Source organism: Leifsonia poae (genome assembly GCF_027921845.1).
Classification (GTDB): domain Bacteria; phylum Actinomycetota; class Actinomycetes; order Actinomycetales; family Microbacteriaceae; genus Leifsonia; species Leifsonia poae.
Window position 1 is genome coordinate 114,647 of sequence record NZ_BSEN01000005.1, and the last position, 13,488, is coordinate 128,134.

The following is a 13,488-nucleotide window of genomic DNA, read 5'->3' on the forward strand; positions in this document are numbered from 1 at the left end:
CCCAGCGGCGTTTTCGTTGCCAGGGCGCGCTCGGCGCTAGGATTTCCTTCGTGAGCACAACACACGTACACGAGAGCACGACCGCCGACATCGACGACGAGCACGGCACGCTCGTCCGCAGCCTGAGCGCCGTTCTGCCCGGCCCCCTCGGCTCGATCATCGCCACGGTCGTCGTGCTGGTCTCGCTCGTGTTCCTGGTGATCAGCGTCGTCACGACCTGGACCGGCAATGCCGACAACTTCCTGCCGCTGTTCCAGGTGTTCGTGGCCGGCACGGTCGTCTCGCTCAACGCGATCTACGCTCGCAAGACCTTCAGCTACGTGATCACGCTCATCGGCGCCATCCTGTGGCTCTGGGTCTCCGTCACGCCGTTCCTGCCGTTCTGGCAGGTCGTCCTCCAGGCCGTCACGGTGACGATCATGGCGGCCGGCCTCGTCTTCTCGCTCGCGGCCGTCGCGCAGAGCAAGAAGCCCCGCTTCTGACCCGCGAGCCCGTCACGAAGGAGCCCGACGATACGACGCTGACGCGTCGTCGTCATTTCGTCGACCTCTCCCCGCTGCGCGAGAGCCCGGCGTTCGCACGCCTCTGGTTCGGCGGCGCGATCTCCGGCATCGGCAGCCAGATGACCATCGTCGCTGTCGGGCTGCACATCTACGATCTCACGGGCTCGACCCTCGCGGTCGCGCTCGTCGCCCTGTTCGCCCTCGTGCCGATGATCGTCTTCGGGCTCTACGGCGGCGTGCTCGCCGACGCCTTCGACCGCCGGATCGTGGCCCTGGTCACGGCGATCGTCGCCTGGACGTCGACGGCCGGCATCGCCGTCTTCGCCTGGCTCGACGTGCAGGTCGTCTGGCCGCTCTACGTGCTGACCACGATCAACGCGGTCGCGTCCGTCGTCATCGGAGCCACCCGGCAGGCGATCACGCCGCGACTGCTCCCCACCCGGCTGCTCCCCGCGGCGAGCGCGCTCGGCGGCATCAGCATGGGCGTGATGGTCACCGTCGGCCCCGCGCTCGCCGGCCTGCTGGTCGCCACCGTCGGCATCAGCTGGACGTACACGATCGACGTGGTCCTGTTCACCGCGGCCTTCCTCGGTATCTTCACGCTGCCGCGCATCGTGCCGGAGGGAGAGCGGCAGAGCGCCGGGCTGGAGTCGGTGCTCTTCGGACTCCGCTTCCTGAAGACGGCGCCGAATCTGCGCATGACGTTCGTGCTCGACATCATCGCGATGACCTTCGGACAGCCGCGCGCCCTGTTCCCCGCTGTCGGCGCGCTGCTGATCGGCGGCGGCCCCGTCACAGTCGGCATCCTCACCGCGGCCGGCGCAGTCGGCACGCTGCTCTCCAGCGTCTTCTCGGGACGCCTCGGCCACGTGCGCTGGCAGGGCCGCGCGGTCGGGCGAGCGATCATGGTCTACGGTGCGTGCATCCTGGGCTTCGGCATCGTGCTCGCCGTCGTCGCCTTCGGAGGCTTCACCGGCACCGGGCAGAACATCGCCGACGCCAATCTGCCGGCATTGATCGCCGCCGCGGTGCTGCTGGCGGGTTCCGGCGCGGCCGACAACGTCAGCTCGATCTTCCGGGTGACCATCCTGCAGGCCTCGGCGCCGGACGTGATGCGCGGTCGACTGCAGGGGATCTTCACGGTGGTCGTCACCGGCGGACCGCGCCTCGGCGACCTCTACATCGGAGTGCTCGCCCTGACCGGCGCGCTCTGGTTCCCTCCGCTCCTCGGTGGGCTGATCATCATCGTGCTCGTGGCCACGATCGTGCGGGTGCAGGGATCGTTCCGCCGATACGACGCCCTCGCCCCGACCCCGTAAACCCTCGACCCGAACCCGTAACGGCGGCGCTACGGGCGGGCGCGGATGCGCCGGGCCAGCTGCGGGTAGTCGATGACCAGCCCGTCGGCATCCACCGTGAGGTCTGCGGTGAAGTCGCGCGTCGCGCTCTGATATCGCACGACTCCGTGCCCCGCGGCGGGATCGTACGGGGCGGCCGAGGAATACACCTGATCGCTGCGCACGACCTCCAGCGACGGGAGCGCGACCCAGGCCATCACGAGGTGCCGCTCCTCGGTCGGGGCGGCGAGCAGACCGAGCCGCAGGATCGGCATCGTGTTCGTCACCGGGCACAGGGCCAGGTCGCAGTCGAGCGCCCCGGCGAGCGAGAGCGGATCCGCGATGCCGGGCTCGCCGAGCGGGACACCCTGATGGACCGCGTGCCCACTCGTCCCGGTGTCGCTGGTCCAGCGGCCGTGGGCATCCCGCGCGAGCACGAGGCGGCGTCTCCAGCCACGGCCGGACACCGCGACGTCGAGACGCGACGTCACCCACCCCTCGCCGGTCTCGAGCGACCAGTTCGTCACGTAGTCGGTCGTGCGGGAGACCCCGAGGGCGTCGAGCCGGTCGGCCGCCAGGGTGACGGTGGCCGCCTCCAGCCGCTCCGGATCGTCGTCGCCGATCCACTCGACGTGTCGCACGGAGCCGCGCATCCCGTTCATCGCCTCTCGAGCACCCCGCGCGCGAAAGCGGCCTGCCCGGCGTGCTGCAGGTCGTCGGAGATCACGCTCACCAGGCGGACGCCCAGGGTGACGGGCGGGTCCCAGGCCTCGTCGACGACGCGGCCGAGGTCGCGGTCGGTCACGGTGCGCAGATAGGCGACGGTGCGGTGGTGCACGTCGTCGTGATAGCCGAACAGCTCCACGGCACCGACGCCCTCGAGCGCGCCGACCTCGTCGGGCGTGTGGCCGTAGCCGGTGTCGTAGCGGTCGAACGGCAGCCCGAAGCGGTCGGACCAGCCGTCGTCGATCCACGCCTGGGTCTGGCCCGCGACGTCGGAGACGTGGTCGTCCTGGATCCGCGTCAGGTGCCACACCAGCCACGCGATCGAGTTGCTGCCGGGGTCGATCCGCTCGCCGAGCAGGGCGGGCTCGAGGCCGCCCACCGTACTGCGCACCACCTGCGCGATGCGGTCGAAGGCGTCGATGAGCAGGTCGGTGGATGCGGTCACGCTGTCCTCCAGGGTCTCGGGTTGCCGTCTCCTACGCAGGGTACGCTCACATCCCTGACAGCCCTGAGCGGAGTCGTCGTCGGACCCGCAGCCCTCACCACGGCCGCCGCGGGCGGCGTCCAGTCCCGAGCGCGCGACGTCCCTAGCGCGCGACCGGGGATGCCGGCAGTGCCACCGGCGCAGCAGGCCCCACATAGCGCGACGACGGCCGCACGATCTTGCCGTCCGCCGCCTGCTCGAGGACGTGCGCCGTCCAGCCGACGACGCGCGCGGCGGCGAACGTCGGAGTGAACATGGCCCGCGGAATCCCGCACAGCTCCATCACCACGGCCGCATAGAACTCGACGTTGGTGTGCAGCTCGCGCCCCGGCTTCATCCGCTCCAGCAACTCCTGCACCCGGCGCTCCACAGCGACCGCGAACGCCACCCTGGCACCTCCGATGCCCTCGGCGATCCCGCGGAGCATCCGTGAACGCGGATCCTCGGTTCGGTAGACGGCATGACCGAAGCCCATGATGCGACCCCCGGAATCGATCGTGCGGGTGACCCACTCGTCGATCCGGTCCCCCGTGCCGATCTCGTCGAGCGTGTCGAGGGCACGGCTCGGGGCGCCTCCGTGGAGCGGACCTCCGAGGGCACCGAGGGCGCCGCCGACCGCAGCGGCGAGGTCGGCGCCGGTGGAGGCGATGACGCGCGCCGCGAAGGTCGAGGCGTTGAATCCGTGATCGATCGCGGCGGTCATGTAGGCGCTCAGAGCGTGCTCGTGCCGCGCATCCGGTACCCGGCCGGTGACCATGCGGAGGTAGTCGGCGACGTAGCCCAGATCGTCGCGCGGTGCGAGCGGCTCCCTGCCCTCGGCCAGGGCGTGCAGCGATGCGAGCAGCACCGGCGTGATCGCGCTCACCCGGATCGCGTCGGCGATGCGCTCGTCCTCGCTCTCGTCGTAGAGCGGCCGGATGCGGTCGTGCGCGGCGACCGCGGCCAGCGCCATCCGGAGCCCCGCCAGCGGGTCGCGGTCGCCGGTGAGGCCGGCGATGGCGGGAAGCAGCTCGGCGACCCCGGGTGGCACCGACCGCGCCTGCGCGATCCGCGACCGGAAGGCCGCCAGCTGCTCCGCGTCGGGCAGCGAGCCGACGAGCAGCAGGTGCCAGGCCTCCTCGAACGTGCGGGTGCTCGCCAGGTCGATCGCCGAGTACTGGCGGTAGTGGTAGAAGCCCTCGTGCCCGCGCACGTCGCCCAGCGTCGTCTCGGCGGCGACCACGTTGGTCAGGCCGCGGGGCACATCGATGAGGGTGTCGTCCATCCGGTCCGTCTGCATGGTATTAGTGTGAGCATGGACGCACGCAGCGTCAATGTTGATTCGATCAACCTGGAGCACCATGACCGATGAGCTCCCCCGCCTCACCGCGGAGCAGACCGCCGAGCGGCTGGGCGTCAAGCTCGAGACCCTCTACGCGTACGTCGCGCGCGGTCGTTTGGCGCGTCACAAGACCGCACGCGGCTCGGAGTTCGACGCGCTGGAGGTCGAACGGTTCGCGGCGTCCAGGCGGCAGCGCTCCGCCGCCGCCCCGGCCGAGCTGCGCGGTCATTCGGACGGCCGCCCGCTGATGGTGATCGACACCGGCTTCGCGTTCATCGCGGACGGCGAGCTGTACTATCGCGGCCGCGAAGCGACCGCCCTGGCCGCCTCTGCGTCGTTCGAGACGGTCGCCCACTGGGCGCTCACCGGCGTGTGGGATGCGGGGGCGGCATTCGTCGTCGGCGGTGACGCGGTCAACGCCGCGCGCCGGGTCGCCGACGGGCTGCCGCCGGCCGGCACCGACCGCGATCGTCAGCAGGTGGCCGTGACGGCGTTCGCGGCGCTGGATCCACTCCGGTACTCGCTGGACCCCGCGTCGGTCGTGCCTGCCGCGGAAGCGCTGGTGGCCGGTATGGCCGAAGTGCTCCGCACGCGTGCTCCCGCAGCTGCGGCGGGCGTGTACCGCGACGACGCGAAAGCGGGAACCGCTTCGATCGCCGAACGCCTGTGGGTGCGGCTCAGCGACCGGCCGCCGGCACCGCAGGACCTGCGCCTGCTCAACGCCGCGCTCGTGCTGCTGATCGACCACGACATCGCCGTCTCGACGCTGGCCGCTCGGGCCGCAGCCTCGGCGAGGGCGAACCCGTACGCGGTGGTCACCGCGGGGCTCGGCGCGCTCGACTCGCCTCTGCACGGCAACGCCAGTCGCGCGGCCTACCGGATGCTCGAGCGCGTCGTCTCGGGCGAGCATCCCGAACGCGTCATCGCGGACACGATGGTCGCCGGCCGCGGGCCGGTCCCCGGCTTCGGCCAGCCGCTCTACCGCGGAATCGACCCGCGGGCACGCCTGCTGCTCGGGATGCTCGGCGACGATCCGGCGGCGTCGTCCGTCGCCGAGGCGGTCGAACGCCTCGCGGCACCGATCGTCGCTCGCACCGGCGCGCATCCGAATGTCGATCTCGCTCTCGCAGGGCTGGCACTCGCCTCCGTGATGCCCGACGACGCCGGCGAGGTGATCTTCGCCACGGCGCGCGCGGTCGGCTGGATCGTGCACGCCCTCGACGAGTACGCCCAGACTCCCCTGCGTTTGCGGCCGGTCGGACGCTACCGCGGCTGAACGGCGTCCGTCATCCCTCGGCGAGCGCCGCCGTCTCGACCAGTCCCGCGGCCGACGCGCGCTGCAGGAAGTCCGCGAGGGTGGCGAGCTGCTCCTCCGAATAGTCGTCGAAGAGATCGTCCATCGCGGCGTTCATGCCGCCGTAGAGCGTGAAGAGCTCCCTGGCACGATCCGGAAGTGCGCGCACCAGCACGGCACGCCGGTCCGCACCCTCGCGTTCGCGCACGACCCAGTTGTTCTTCTCCAGGCGGTCGAGGATGCCGGTGACCGTCGCAGGGTGCACTCCGGCCCTGTGCGCGAGTTCGCTGGGGCTCAGGGGGCCGTGCAAGGCGATGACATCGAGGCAGTCGAGGTCGACCGGGCGCAGGTCGACGCGGGAGCCCACCTGGTTGTTGAGCAGCGCCACCTGGTTGTTGAGCTCCCGCAGCGCGCGCTTGATGTCCGCGCCGGCGCGTCGCCGGCGGCGCTGCTCTGCGGTCTCGTCATTCGATACGGAAGTCATATGATGCCCTTTCCGTATTGTACGGCGGGTCAGCGGCGCAGCGCCTTGCGCGCCAGCCAGTTCCCGAGGAACTGCGCGGCCTGTACGAGCACCACGATCGTGATCACGGCGACCCACGTCACCGTCCAGTCGTACCGCTGGTAGCCGTAGGCGATCGAGAAGTAGCCCAGTCCCCCGCCGCCGAGACCGCCGGCGACCGCCGACAGGTCGACGATGGCGACGAACACGAAGGTGTAGCCCAGGATGAGCGGCCCGAGCGCCTCCGGGATGAGCAGGGTCATGATGATGCGCAGCGGGCTCGCGCCCATCGCGCGGGCCGCCTCGATGACACCGGGATCGATGGTCACGAGGTTCTGCTCGACGATGCGCGAGATGCCGAAGGTCGCGGCGATCGTCATCGGGAAGATCGCGGCAGCCGTTCCGATGAAGGTGCCGAACAGACTCAGCGTGAGGGGCGCGACCACCGTCATGAAGATGATGAACGGGATCGGGCGGATGAAGTTCACCAGCACATTGAGCACCGCTGCGAGCGGGCGGTTCTCCAGAATGCCGCCGCGACGCGTGGTGTAGAGCAGCACGCCGAGCGCCAGACCGAGGATGCCGCCGAGCACGAGGGTCGCGCTGACCATCCAGAGCGTCTGCCCGATGGACTCCAGGTAGACGGGCAACAGCTGCGACCAGTCGCTCATGCCGCCACCTCCTCGACCTCGGTGACCGCGCGGAGGTCGGCGATCAGCGCGTCTACGCCGGCGTCCTCGCCGATGAGCTCGAGGGTGAGGCTGCCGAAGGAGCGGCCCTGCAGCGCACTGATGCCGCCGAAGACGATCTCGAATCGGACGTTGTGCCGGCCGACCGCATCCGAGAGCACCGCTCCCAGCCGCCCGTCGTCGTGGATGCGCGCGGACACGATGCGTCCGGAGTGCTTGCCGCGCAGCCGCTCCAGATCGTCGGCCTCGGGCTGGTTGCGCAGCACGGTTCCGACGAACCGCTGCGCCGTGACGGTCTGAGGGTCGCTGAACAGTTCGAAGACGCTGCCGCTCTCGATCACGCGACCGGCGTCGAGCACGGCGACGCGATCGGCGATGGAGCGCACGACCTCCATCTCGTGCGTGATCACCACGATGGTGACGCCCAGCTCGCGGTTGACCCGCTTGAGGAGGGCGAGCACGTCGGCCGTCGTCTCGGGGTCGAGCGCGCTCGTCGACTCGTCGGCGAGCAGAATGGCCGGATTCGTGGCCAGTGCGCGCGCGATTCCGACGCGCTGCTTCTGACCGCCGGACAGCTGGTCGGGGTAGACCCACGCCTTCTCGGTCAGGCCGACGAACGCGAGCAGCTCGGCGACCCGCTCCTTCCGCTTCTCCTTCGGCCAGCCGGCCACCTTGAGCGGGTATGCGATGTTGCCGAACACCGTGCGCGAGCGGAACAGGTTGAACTGCTGGAAGATCATGCCGATGCCGGCGCGGACACCCCGCAGCTTCGGTTCGGGAAGCTGCGTGATGTCCACGCCGTCGATGAGGATCGCACCGCTCGTCACCTTCTCGAGCGCGTTGACCAGCCGCACGAGCGTGCTCTTGCCCGCGCCCGAGTATCCGATGATCCCGAAGATCTCGCCGCGTTCGATCGACAGGCTCACGCCGTCGATCGCGGTGATCGTCGCGTCGCCGGAGCGGAAGGACTTCGTGACCTCGCGGAACTCGATGAGAGGCATCGGTACTAGTTCGCCGCCTTCACGGTCTTCTTCAGCTCGTCGAGGATCGAGATCAGTTCGGACTGCGGGCGCTGCACGATGACCGCGGTGTTCTTGGACTCGGCGAGCACCGCATCCTGCACCGGCTTGGTGTGGTAGAGCTCGGTGATCTTCTTGTAGGTGGCATTGTCCTTGTCCGCGCTGCGGGCCACGAACGCGTTGATGTACGGCTCGGCGGCGGACTTCTTCGGGTCGTCCTGGAAGATCGCGGACTTGGGGTCGAGGCCGGCCGTGAGCGCGAAGTTGTTGTTCACGATCGCGCCGTCGGCGGAGTTGAGCGCGGGAGCGGTCTGCGCGGCGTCCACGGGGAGCACGGTCACCTTCGACGCCGACGCGTCGATGTCGGCCGGAGTCGAGAGGACGGTGCCGCCGTTCTTGAGCTTCAGCAGACCGGCCTCCTGCAGAACGAGGAGAGCGCGCGCCTGGTTGGTCGCGTCATTGGGGATCGCGATCTTCGCGCCCGTGGGGATGTCGGCGACGGCCTTGTACTTGTCGGAGTAGAGGGGCAGCGGGACAACGATGGTCGAGGCGATCGGCACCAGATCGGCGTTGTCGGACACGTCGTAGTTCGCCAGGAACAGGAGGTGCTGGAACAGGTTCAGGTCGATCTGCTTGCTCTTCAGCGCCGGATTCGCCTGGGTGTAGTCGCTGAACCCGACGACCTGGATGTCGATGTTCTCCTTGGCGGCCGCCTTCTTCAGCACGGTCCAGTACGGCGCCGCCTGCTCGGTGGTGCCGATCTTGACGGTGACGCGCTTGGCCTCGGCCGACGAACCGGGGGACGCCAGGTTGACGACGATGAGCACGACCGCGACGATGACCGCGATGGCGGCGATGCCGATCCCGACGATCCAGCCCGTTCTCGATTTCGGCTTCTCCGGAAGGGAGGGGGTGGGAGGGGTGGAATCGGACATGGCTGTGCCTCTCTTGTGAAGGGGTGTGAGGGTACCGGCGCACGGTTGACGGCTCCTCGAGCCTCCCCGATCGCGGCGGGAGTCTCAAAACGTGTTCCGAAATGTGACGGCATGAGCACATCGACGCACGTGCGCCCCGCGCGTAGTGTGAGCGTCGACGGCGACCGCCGCCGAACCGCGAAGTGGAGGCTGTACATGAGCTCGATCAACGACGACGACATCACCACCGATCCGGCGTCCGGCGGCGAAGGACCCGCCGACGGCGGAGCCAACCCGAACGGGCACGACGGCGGAGCCGACGGTGGGGCCGGAGAGGGCACGGCCGACGGCGGAGCCAACCCGGGCGGACACGACGGCGGAGCCGACGGATCGGCCGGCGAAGGTCCGGCCGACGGCGGAGCGAACGCCGGTGGCCACGACGGCGGCGCCGACGGATCCGCTTGATGACGGATGACGAGCGCGGACCGGGCGACCGGTCCGCGCTTTCGCGCTGCATCGCCGTCGATCGGGACGCGTTCGCGTCCGACTACTGGTCACGGCGCCCGCTCCTCACCACGGCAGCGGAATCCGATCACGACTTCTCGGATCTCTTCAGCCGCGACGATGTCGACGAACTGATCTCCTCGCGCGCTCTGCGCACACCGTTCATCCGGATGGCGAAGGAGGGGACCGTGCTCCCGCCCGCGCGCTACACGGCGTCCGGCGGTTTCGGCGCGGAGATCGGCGACCAGGTGAGCTCGGAGAAGGTGCTGGCCGAGTTCGCGGACGGCGCCACCCTGGTGCTCCAGGGGCTGCACCGCACCTGGCCGCCCATCGCGGAGTTCACGCGCAGGCTGTCCGCCGAACTCGGGCATCCATGCCAGGTGAACGCGTACATCACGCCGGCCTCCTCGCGCGGATTCGATCCGCACTACGACGTGCACGATGTGTTCGTGCTGCAGATCTCGGGCGAGAAGCACTGGGTGATCCACGAGCCCGTCCACCCCGATCCGCTGCGCGACCAGCCGTGGAGCGATCACCGCGAGGCGGTGGCCACGCGTGCTGCGGGGACGCCGGCGATCGACGCCACGTTCCGTCCCGGCGACGCGCTGTACCTGCCGCGCGGCTGGATCCACTCGGCCACCGCTCTCGGCGGGATCTCCATCCACCTGACGATCGGGGTCGCGGCCTACACCCGTCACGAGATCGTGCAGGAGGCGATCGCCCGGGCTGCCGATACAGCGGCCCTGCGCGCATCGCTTCCGCTCGGCTTCGACCCGGCCGACACCGACGCCCTGCGACCGATCGTCGAGGAAACGATCGCCGACCTGATCGCCGCTCTGGAAGCCGGCGCACCGGCGGCGGCCAGTGCCGTCTCACGGAGCCTGTCGGAGCGGTGGGCGAAGGACACCCCTGCTGCGCCCGTGCGACCGCTCGCCACTACGGAGTTGATCGCTGCGCTCGACGGCACCGATCCGGCGGACATCGTGGTGACGATGCGACCGGGGTCGCATCCACAGGTCGCCACGACCGAGGGCACGGTGGCGATCCGCCTGCCGCAGAAGACGGTGACGCTGCCCGCCGAGGCGTCCGCCGCCGTCCGGCGCCTGCTCAGCGACGCGCCGGTGTCGGCACAGGACCTCCCCGGGCTCGACGCAGGATCCGCCCTCGTCGTCGTGCGTCGGCTGCTGCGCGAAGGCATCGTGGTGCCGGCCGCCCGTGACTGAGCCCGGATGGCTGCCCTGCAGCGACCGTTCGCTCGAGCGCGGCGATCCGCTGCCGGGCACGGCCGGGTTCGGCGAGCGCTGGCTGCTCGTGGAGGTCGAGAGCGCGTGGGGAGCTCACGCGTTCTTCGCGTCCGCGCTCGACACGTCGGTGAGCAGGGCGCTCGTCACGCGGGCGGAGGCGGCGGGCATCCGGCCTCTGGCGATCCGGCGCACCCGGCTGCGCGCAGAGGAGCGCCGGTCGCAGTCCTCCTGGCGCTGGGCCCTCGTCGACTGCCGGCCGGAGCGGGCGAGCATCCGGTGGGGCCGGGTCGACCGGGTGGAGGAGCTGCTCGAGATCCCGCTCGACGGCTCGGCCGGCGTACTGTCCGACCGCCCGATCTACGCTGTCTGCACCCACGCACGCCATGACCAGTGCTGCGCGGTGCGGGGGCGCCCGGTCGTCGAGGCGCTGGCGGCCGCGCATCCCGACGAGACTTGGGAGTGCTCGCATCTCGGCGGCGACCGGTTCGCGGCGACAATGATCGTCTTCCCGCACGGGCTCCTGTACGGGCGCGTTCCGGCGGCCGAGGCCGAGGCCGTCGTCGCTGCGTACGCCGACGGACGCGTCGCGCGCGAGTATCTGCGCGGCCGCACCGCCCTCAGCACGGTCGCCCAGGCCGCCGAGGAGTTCGCCCGCGAGCACACGGGGGACGACGCCATCGAGGCCTTCCGGGTGGTGTCCGAGCACGCCCATCCGCACGGCTGGACGGTCGAGCTCGACCACGGTGGCGAGCGGCTTGTGGTCGAGGTGGGTGAGACGCTCTCCGAGCCGCTGCTCAGCACGTGCGGCGCGACGATCCCTCGCCGGGTGCGCGAGTTCGAGCTGCGCTCGCTCGAGGAGTCCGTGGCCTCCTGAGCGGCGACGCGACGTCCCGACGACGCGACGTCGGGATCAGAGGTCGAGCTGCGACACCACCATGGCGTGGTCGGAGATGGGCGCGTCCTTGCGGGCCGTCGCCCGGTCGTCGATCGACGGCAGAGCCACGGCGCCGGTGATCGTCGTCACGCTCTGGATGCTCGAGCGGAGGGCTCTCGAGACGAACTGATGGTCGATCAGTTCGCGGTTCCCTCGATAGATGCGGCTGAAGCGACGGTCGGGCGGGATCAACGGAGCGAGGTTGAGCAGACGCCAGCCGTCGCCGGCGTCCGGTTGGTCCTCGCCGCCGGTCCCGATCTCGCTCCCTGGAGGGCCGTTCACGATCTGCGTGGTCGCGGCGTCGACCCCATCGTTGAAGTCCCCCATCACCATCAGCCGCCGCGTCGTCCCGTGGCCATCGAGCAGATCGTTGGCGAAGTAGCGCACGGCTGCCGCCTCGGCCGCGCGGCGCAGCAGCGCGTAGGAGGCGTAACGGGCGCGCTCCCCCTCGTCGTGCGGCTGGAACCGTCCGCCGGGAAAACTGAGCAGCTTGGACTTGAGGTGCACGCTGACCAGGTCGAGGTCGTTCCCGTTCACGGCGACCCGCACCCGCAGCGCGCCGCGGCCCATCCGGGTGAGCGCCGCTCCCGCATCGTCGGTCGGAACGCCTTGCAGTTGGAGCGGGATGTCGGCGTATTCGCTCGTCGCCGTCACCGGGATGCGCGTGGCGAACCCGACCCGGATGGCGTGCGACGGTTCGAAGAAGGTCGAGAGCTGCCCGGTCCACCCGGCGCCGAGCGCGGCGAGGAGGGCGTCGAACGCCCCGAGGTCGCCGACCTCCTGCAGGGCGACGACGTCGACGCCGGCGCTCGTGATCGTGGAGGCGAGCAGCGCGACCTTGCGGTCGAAGATCGCCTGCGTCGCCGGACCGAATTCGGTGCCCGGGGAGAAGAAGTTCTCGATGTTCCAGGTCGCGACGGTGACCATCGCACACCTCCTGACGAAAGAACTGCGCCGGCTGTCTGCCGGTGCCTCCCAGTGTGCTCGGCGTCACCCTCGGCCTGCATCCGTGTCGGCACGTAGTTCACGGATCGTTCACCGGAACGCGCGTGGCCCCACCACTACCGTGCGGGAACCCGTGTCACGCGTCCTGAGGCTGCGGCTGCGACTGAAGGAAGCGGACCATGTTGCCGCTCGGGTCGCGGAACGCGCAGTCCCTCGGCCCCCACGGCTGGTCGATCGGCTCCTGGAGCACCTCGGCGCCGGATGCGCGCACCTGTTCGAACGTGGCATCCACGTCTTCTGTCTTGAACACGATCGGCGAGAGCACGCCCTTGACGAGCAGTTCCTGCAGGCTGTCGCCGTCGGCCTGCGACCGTCCCGCGTGGGGGTCGGAGAGCACGATCTCGGTGCCCGGGTGCGACGTCGAACCGAGCGTGATCCAGCGGTGGCCGCCCGACTCGACGTCCTGGACGACGTCGAGTCCGAGTGCGTCGCGGTAGAACGCGAGCGATTCCTGCGGGTCGTTGACGGTGATGTTGGAGTACTGAAGTGAGATGGTCATGACACCACCCTACGAATGGGCGGCGACGGCGACTTCTTCGAAACTGCTCGATGTGCGTTCGCGTGCGACGGCGTCCGCTGGCCTGTCCTTGCGCGGGCGGGTGCGCTGCTTCGCTTCGCACGACGGCATGGCCAGCACCGCGGCGTGCTCCCGTGCGCGATAGGCGCTCGGCGTCTCGCCGTTGAGCTCGGTGAAGCGCGAGCTGAACGATCCGAGCGAGGTACAGCCGACGGCCATGCATGCGTCGGTCACGCTCATCCCGCCGCGCAGCAACGCCATGGCCCGTTCGACGCGCCTGGTCATCAGGTAGCTGTACGGCGTCTCCCCGTAGGCGGCGCGGAACTGGCGCGAGAAGTGGGCCGGTGACATCAGGGCGTGGCTCGCGATCGTCGGGACGTCGAGCGGGCTCGCGTAGTCCCGATCGATGAGGTCGCGGGCTCGGCGCAGGTGCACGAGCGTCTCCAGCTCTTCCGGTGACACGCCATGAGCGTAACACCAGGCCGTCGGCGCGCG

General features: G+C 70.1%; 16 protein-coding genes. 6 read left to right on the top strand and 10 right to left on the bottom strand.

The genetic code is table 11. From position 1 onward, the window contains the following. The first annotated feature begins 50 nt into the window (after positions 1-50). Positions 51-482, top strand: a complete 432-nt coding sequence (locus PKE84_RS06525) for a hypothetical protein (RefSeq protein WP_271176417.1) — start codon at positions 51-53, stop codon at positions 480-482. Continuing rightward, positions 479-1,822, top strand: coding sequence for an MFS transporter (locus PKE84_RS06530; RefSeq protein WP_373877122.1), 1,344 nt, complete (start codon positions 479-481; stop codon positions 1,820-1,822). Before PKE84_RS06525 ends, PKE84_RS06530 begins: the two co-directional genes overlap by 4 nt. Before the next feature lie 29 nt (positions 1,823-1,851). Here the strand turns inward: PKE84_RS06530 and PKE84_RS06535 are convergent, their stop codons facing one another. The 3 genes from PKE84_RS06535 to PKE84_RS06545 form a co-directional block, all read right to left on the bottom strand. After that, on the bottom strand, positions 1,852-2,481 hold the full coding sequence (locus PKE84_RS06535; protein WP_271176418.1) for a putative glycolipid-binding domain-containing protein: 630 nt from the start codon (positions 2,479-2,481) through the stop codon (positions 1,852-1,854). 17 nt (positions 2,482-2,498) lie between these two features. Beyond that, positions 2,499-3,011, bottom strand: coding sequence for a mycothiol transferase (locus tag PKE84_RS06540; protein WP_271176419.1), 513 nt, complete (start codon positions 3,009-3,011; stop codon positions 2,499-2,501). 142 nt (positions 3,012-3,153) lie between these two features. Beyond that, positions 3,154-4,329 (bottom strand): citrate synthase, encoded by a 1,176-nt coding sequence (locus PKE84_RS06545; RefSeq protein ID WP_271176420.1) that lies wholly within the window; start codon positions 4,327-4,329, stop codon positions 3,154-3,156. A 61-nt stretch (positions 4,330-4,390) separates the two neighbouring features. Between PKE84_RS06545 and PKE84_RS06550 the strand changes: the two genes are divergently transcribed. Then, on the top strand, positions 4,391-5,647 hold the full coding sequence (locus PKE84_RS06550) for a citrate/2-methylcitrate synthase (protein ID WP_271176421.1): 1,257 nt from the start codon (positions 4,391-4,393) through the stop codon (positions 5,645-5,647). Positions 5,648-5,657: 10 nt separating this feature from the next. On the opposite strand, the gene PKE84_RS06555 is transcribed toward PKE84_RS06550, so the two are convergent. The 4 genes from PKE84_RS06555 to PKE84_RS06570 are packed head-to-tail and all read right to left on the bottom strand — an operon-like array spanning position 5,658 to position 8,810. Further along, positions 5,658-6,149, bottom strand: coding sequence for a MarR family winged helix-turn-helix transcriptional regulator (locus PKE84_RS06555; protein WP_271176422.1), 492 nt, complete (start codon positions 6,147-6,149; stop codon positions 5,658-5,660). Between the two features lie 29 nt (positions 6,150-6,178). Then, positions 6,179-6,838, bottom strand: coding sequence for a methionine ABC transporter permease (locus tag PKE84_RS06560; RefSeq protein WP_271176423.1), 660 nt, complete (start codon positions 6,836-6,838; stop codon positions 6,179-6,181). After that, entirely contained in the window at positions 6,835-7,857 is a 1,023-nt protein-coding gene (locus PKE84_RS06565; RefSeq protein WP_271176424.1) for a methionine ABC transporter ATP-binding protein, read from the bottom strand. Before PKE84_RS06565 ends, PKE84_RS06560 begins: the two co-directional genes overlap by 4 nt. Before the next feature lie 5 nt (positions 7,858-7,862). After that, entirely contained in the window at positions 7,863-8,810 is a 948-nt protein-coding gene (locus PKE84_RS06570) for a MetQ/NlpA family ABC transporter substrate-binding protein (protein WP_271176425.1), read from the bottom strand. A 111-nt stretch (positions 8,811-8,921) separates the two neighbouring features. Between PKE84_RS06570 and PKE84_RS06575 the strand changes: the two genes are divergently transcribed. From PKE84_RS06575 to PKE84_RS06585, 3 genes are read left to right on the top strand one after another with little or no spacing between them, the layout of a single operon-like run. After that, on the top strand, positions 8,922-9,254 hold the full coding sequence (locus PKE84_RS06575) for a BatC protein (RefSeq protein WP_271176426.1): 333 nt from the start codon (positions 8,922-8,924) through the stop codon (positions 9,252-9,254). Further along, positions 9,254-10,516 (top strand): cupin domain-containing protein, encoded by a 1,263-nt coding sequence (locus PKE84_RS06580; protein WP_271176427.1) that lies wholly within the window; start codon positions 9,254-9,256, stop codon positions 10,514-10,516. Before PKE84_RS06575 ends, PKE84_RS06580 begins: the two co-directional genes overlap by 1 nt. Next, the gene (locus tag PKE84_RS06585; RefSeq protein WP_271176428.1) at positions 10,509-11,411 is read left to right on the top strand and encodes a ferredoxin family protein; all 903 of its coding nucleotides are present in this window, start codon (positions 10,509-10,511) and stop codon (positions 11,409-11,411) included. The genes PKE84_RS06580 and PKE84_RS06585 overlap by 8 nt, the downstream gene beginning before the upstream one ends. 36 nt (positions 11,412-11,447) lie before the next feature. Here PKE84_RS06585 and PKE84_RS06590 read toward each other — a convergent pair whose 3' ends face one another. The 3 genes from PKE84_RS06590 to PKE84_RS06600 form a co-directional block, all read right to left on the bottom strand. Beyond that, entirely contained in the window at positions 11,448-12,398 is a 951-nt protein-coding gene (locus PKE84_RS06590) for an endonuclease/exonuclease/phosphatase family protein (RefSeq protein WP_271176429.1), read from the bottom strand. 154 nt (positions 12,399-12,552) lie between these two features. Further along, positions 12,553-12,975 (bottom strand): VOC family protein, encoded by a 423-nt coding sequence (locus tag PKE84_RS06595; RefSeq protein ID WP_271176430.1) that lies wholly within the window; start codon positions 12,973-12,975, stop codon positions 12,553-12,555. Between the two features lie 9 nt (positions 12,976-12,984). Next, positions 12,985-13,455 (bottom strand): helix-turn-helix transcriptional regulator, encoded by a 471-nt coding sequence (locus PKE84_RS06600; RefSeq protein WP_271176431.1) that lies wholly within the window; start codon positions 13,453-13,455, stop codon positions 12,985-12,987. Positions 13,456-13,488 lie beyond the last annotated feature (33 nt).

Excerpts from the sequence above, each read along its gene's own strand:
- PKE84_RS06545 (WP_271176420.1), bottom strand. The coding sequence starts at position 4,329 with ATGCAGACGGACCGGATGGACGACACCCTCATCGATGTGCCCCGCGGC.
- PKE84_RS06550 (WP_271176421.1), top strand. The coding sequence starts at position 4,391 with ATGACCGATGAGCTCCCCCGCCTCACCGCGGAGCAGACCGCCGAGCGG.
- PKE84_RS06555 (WP_271176422.1), bottom strand. The coding sequence starts at position 6,149 with ATGACTTCCGTATCGAATGACGAGACCGCAGAGCAGCGCCGCCGGCGA.
- PKE84_RS06560 (WP_271176423.1), bottom strand. The coding sequence starts at position 6,838 with ATGAGCGACTGGTCGCAGCTGTTGCCCGTCTACCTGGAGTCCATCGGG.
- PKE84_RS06565 (WP_271176424.1), bottom strand. The coding sequence starts at position 7,857 with ATGCCTCTCATCGAGTTCCGCGAGGTCACGAAGTCCTTCCGCTCCGGC.
- PKE84_RS06570 (WP_271176425.1), bottom strand. The coding sequence starts at position 8,810 with ATGTCCGATTCCACCCCTCCCACCCCCTCCCTTCCGGAGAAGCCGAAA.
- PKE84_RS06575 (WP_271176426.1), top strand. The coding sequence starts at position 8,922 with ATGAGCACATCGACGCACGTGCGCCCCGCGCGTAGTGTGAGCGTCGAC.
- PKE84_RS06580 (WP_271176427.1), top strand. The coding sequence starts at position 9,254 with ATGACGGATGACGAGCGCGGACCGGGCGACCGGTCCGCGCTTTCGCGC.
- PKE84_RS06590 (WP_271176429.1), bottom strand. The coding sequence starts at position 12,398 with ATGGTCACCGTCGCGACCTGGAACATCGAGAACTTCTTCTCCCCGGGC.
- PKE84_RS06595 (WP_271176430.1), bottom strand. The coding sequence starts at position 12,975 with ATGACCATCTCACTTCAGTACTCCAACATCACCGTCAACGACCCGCAG.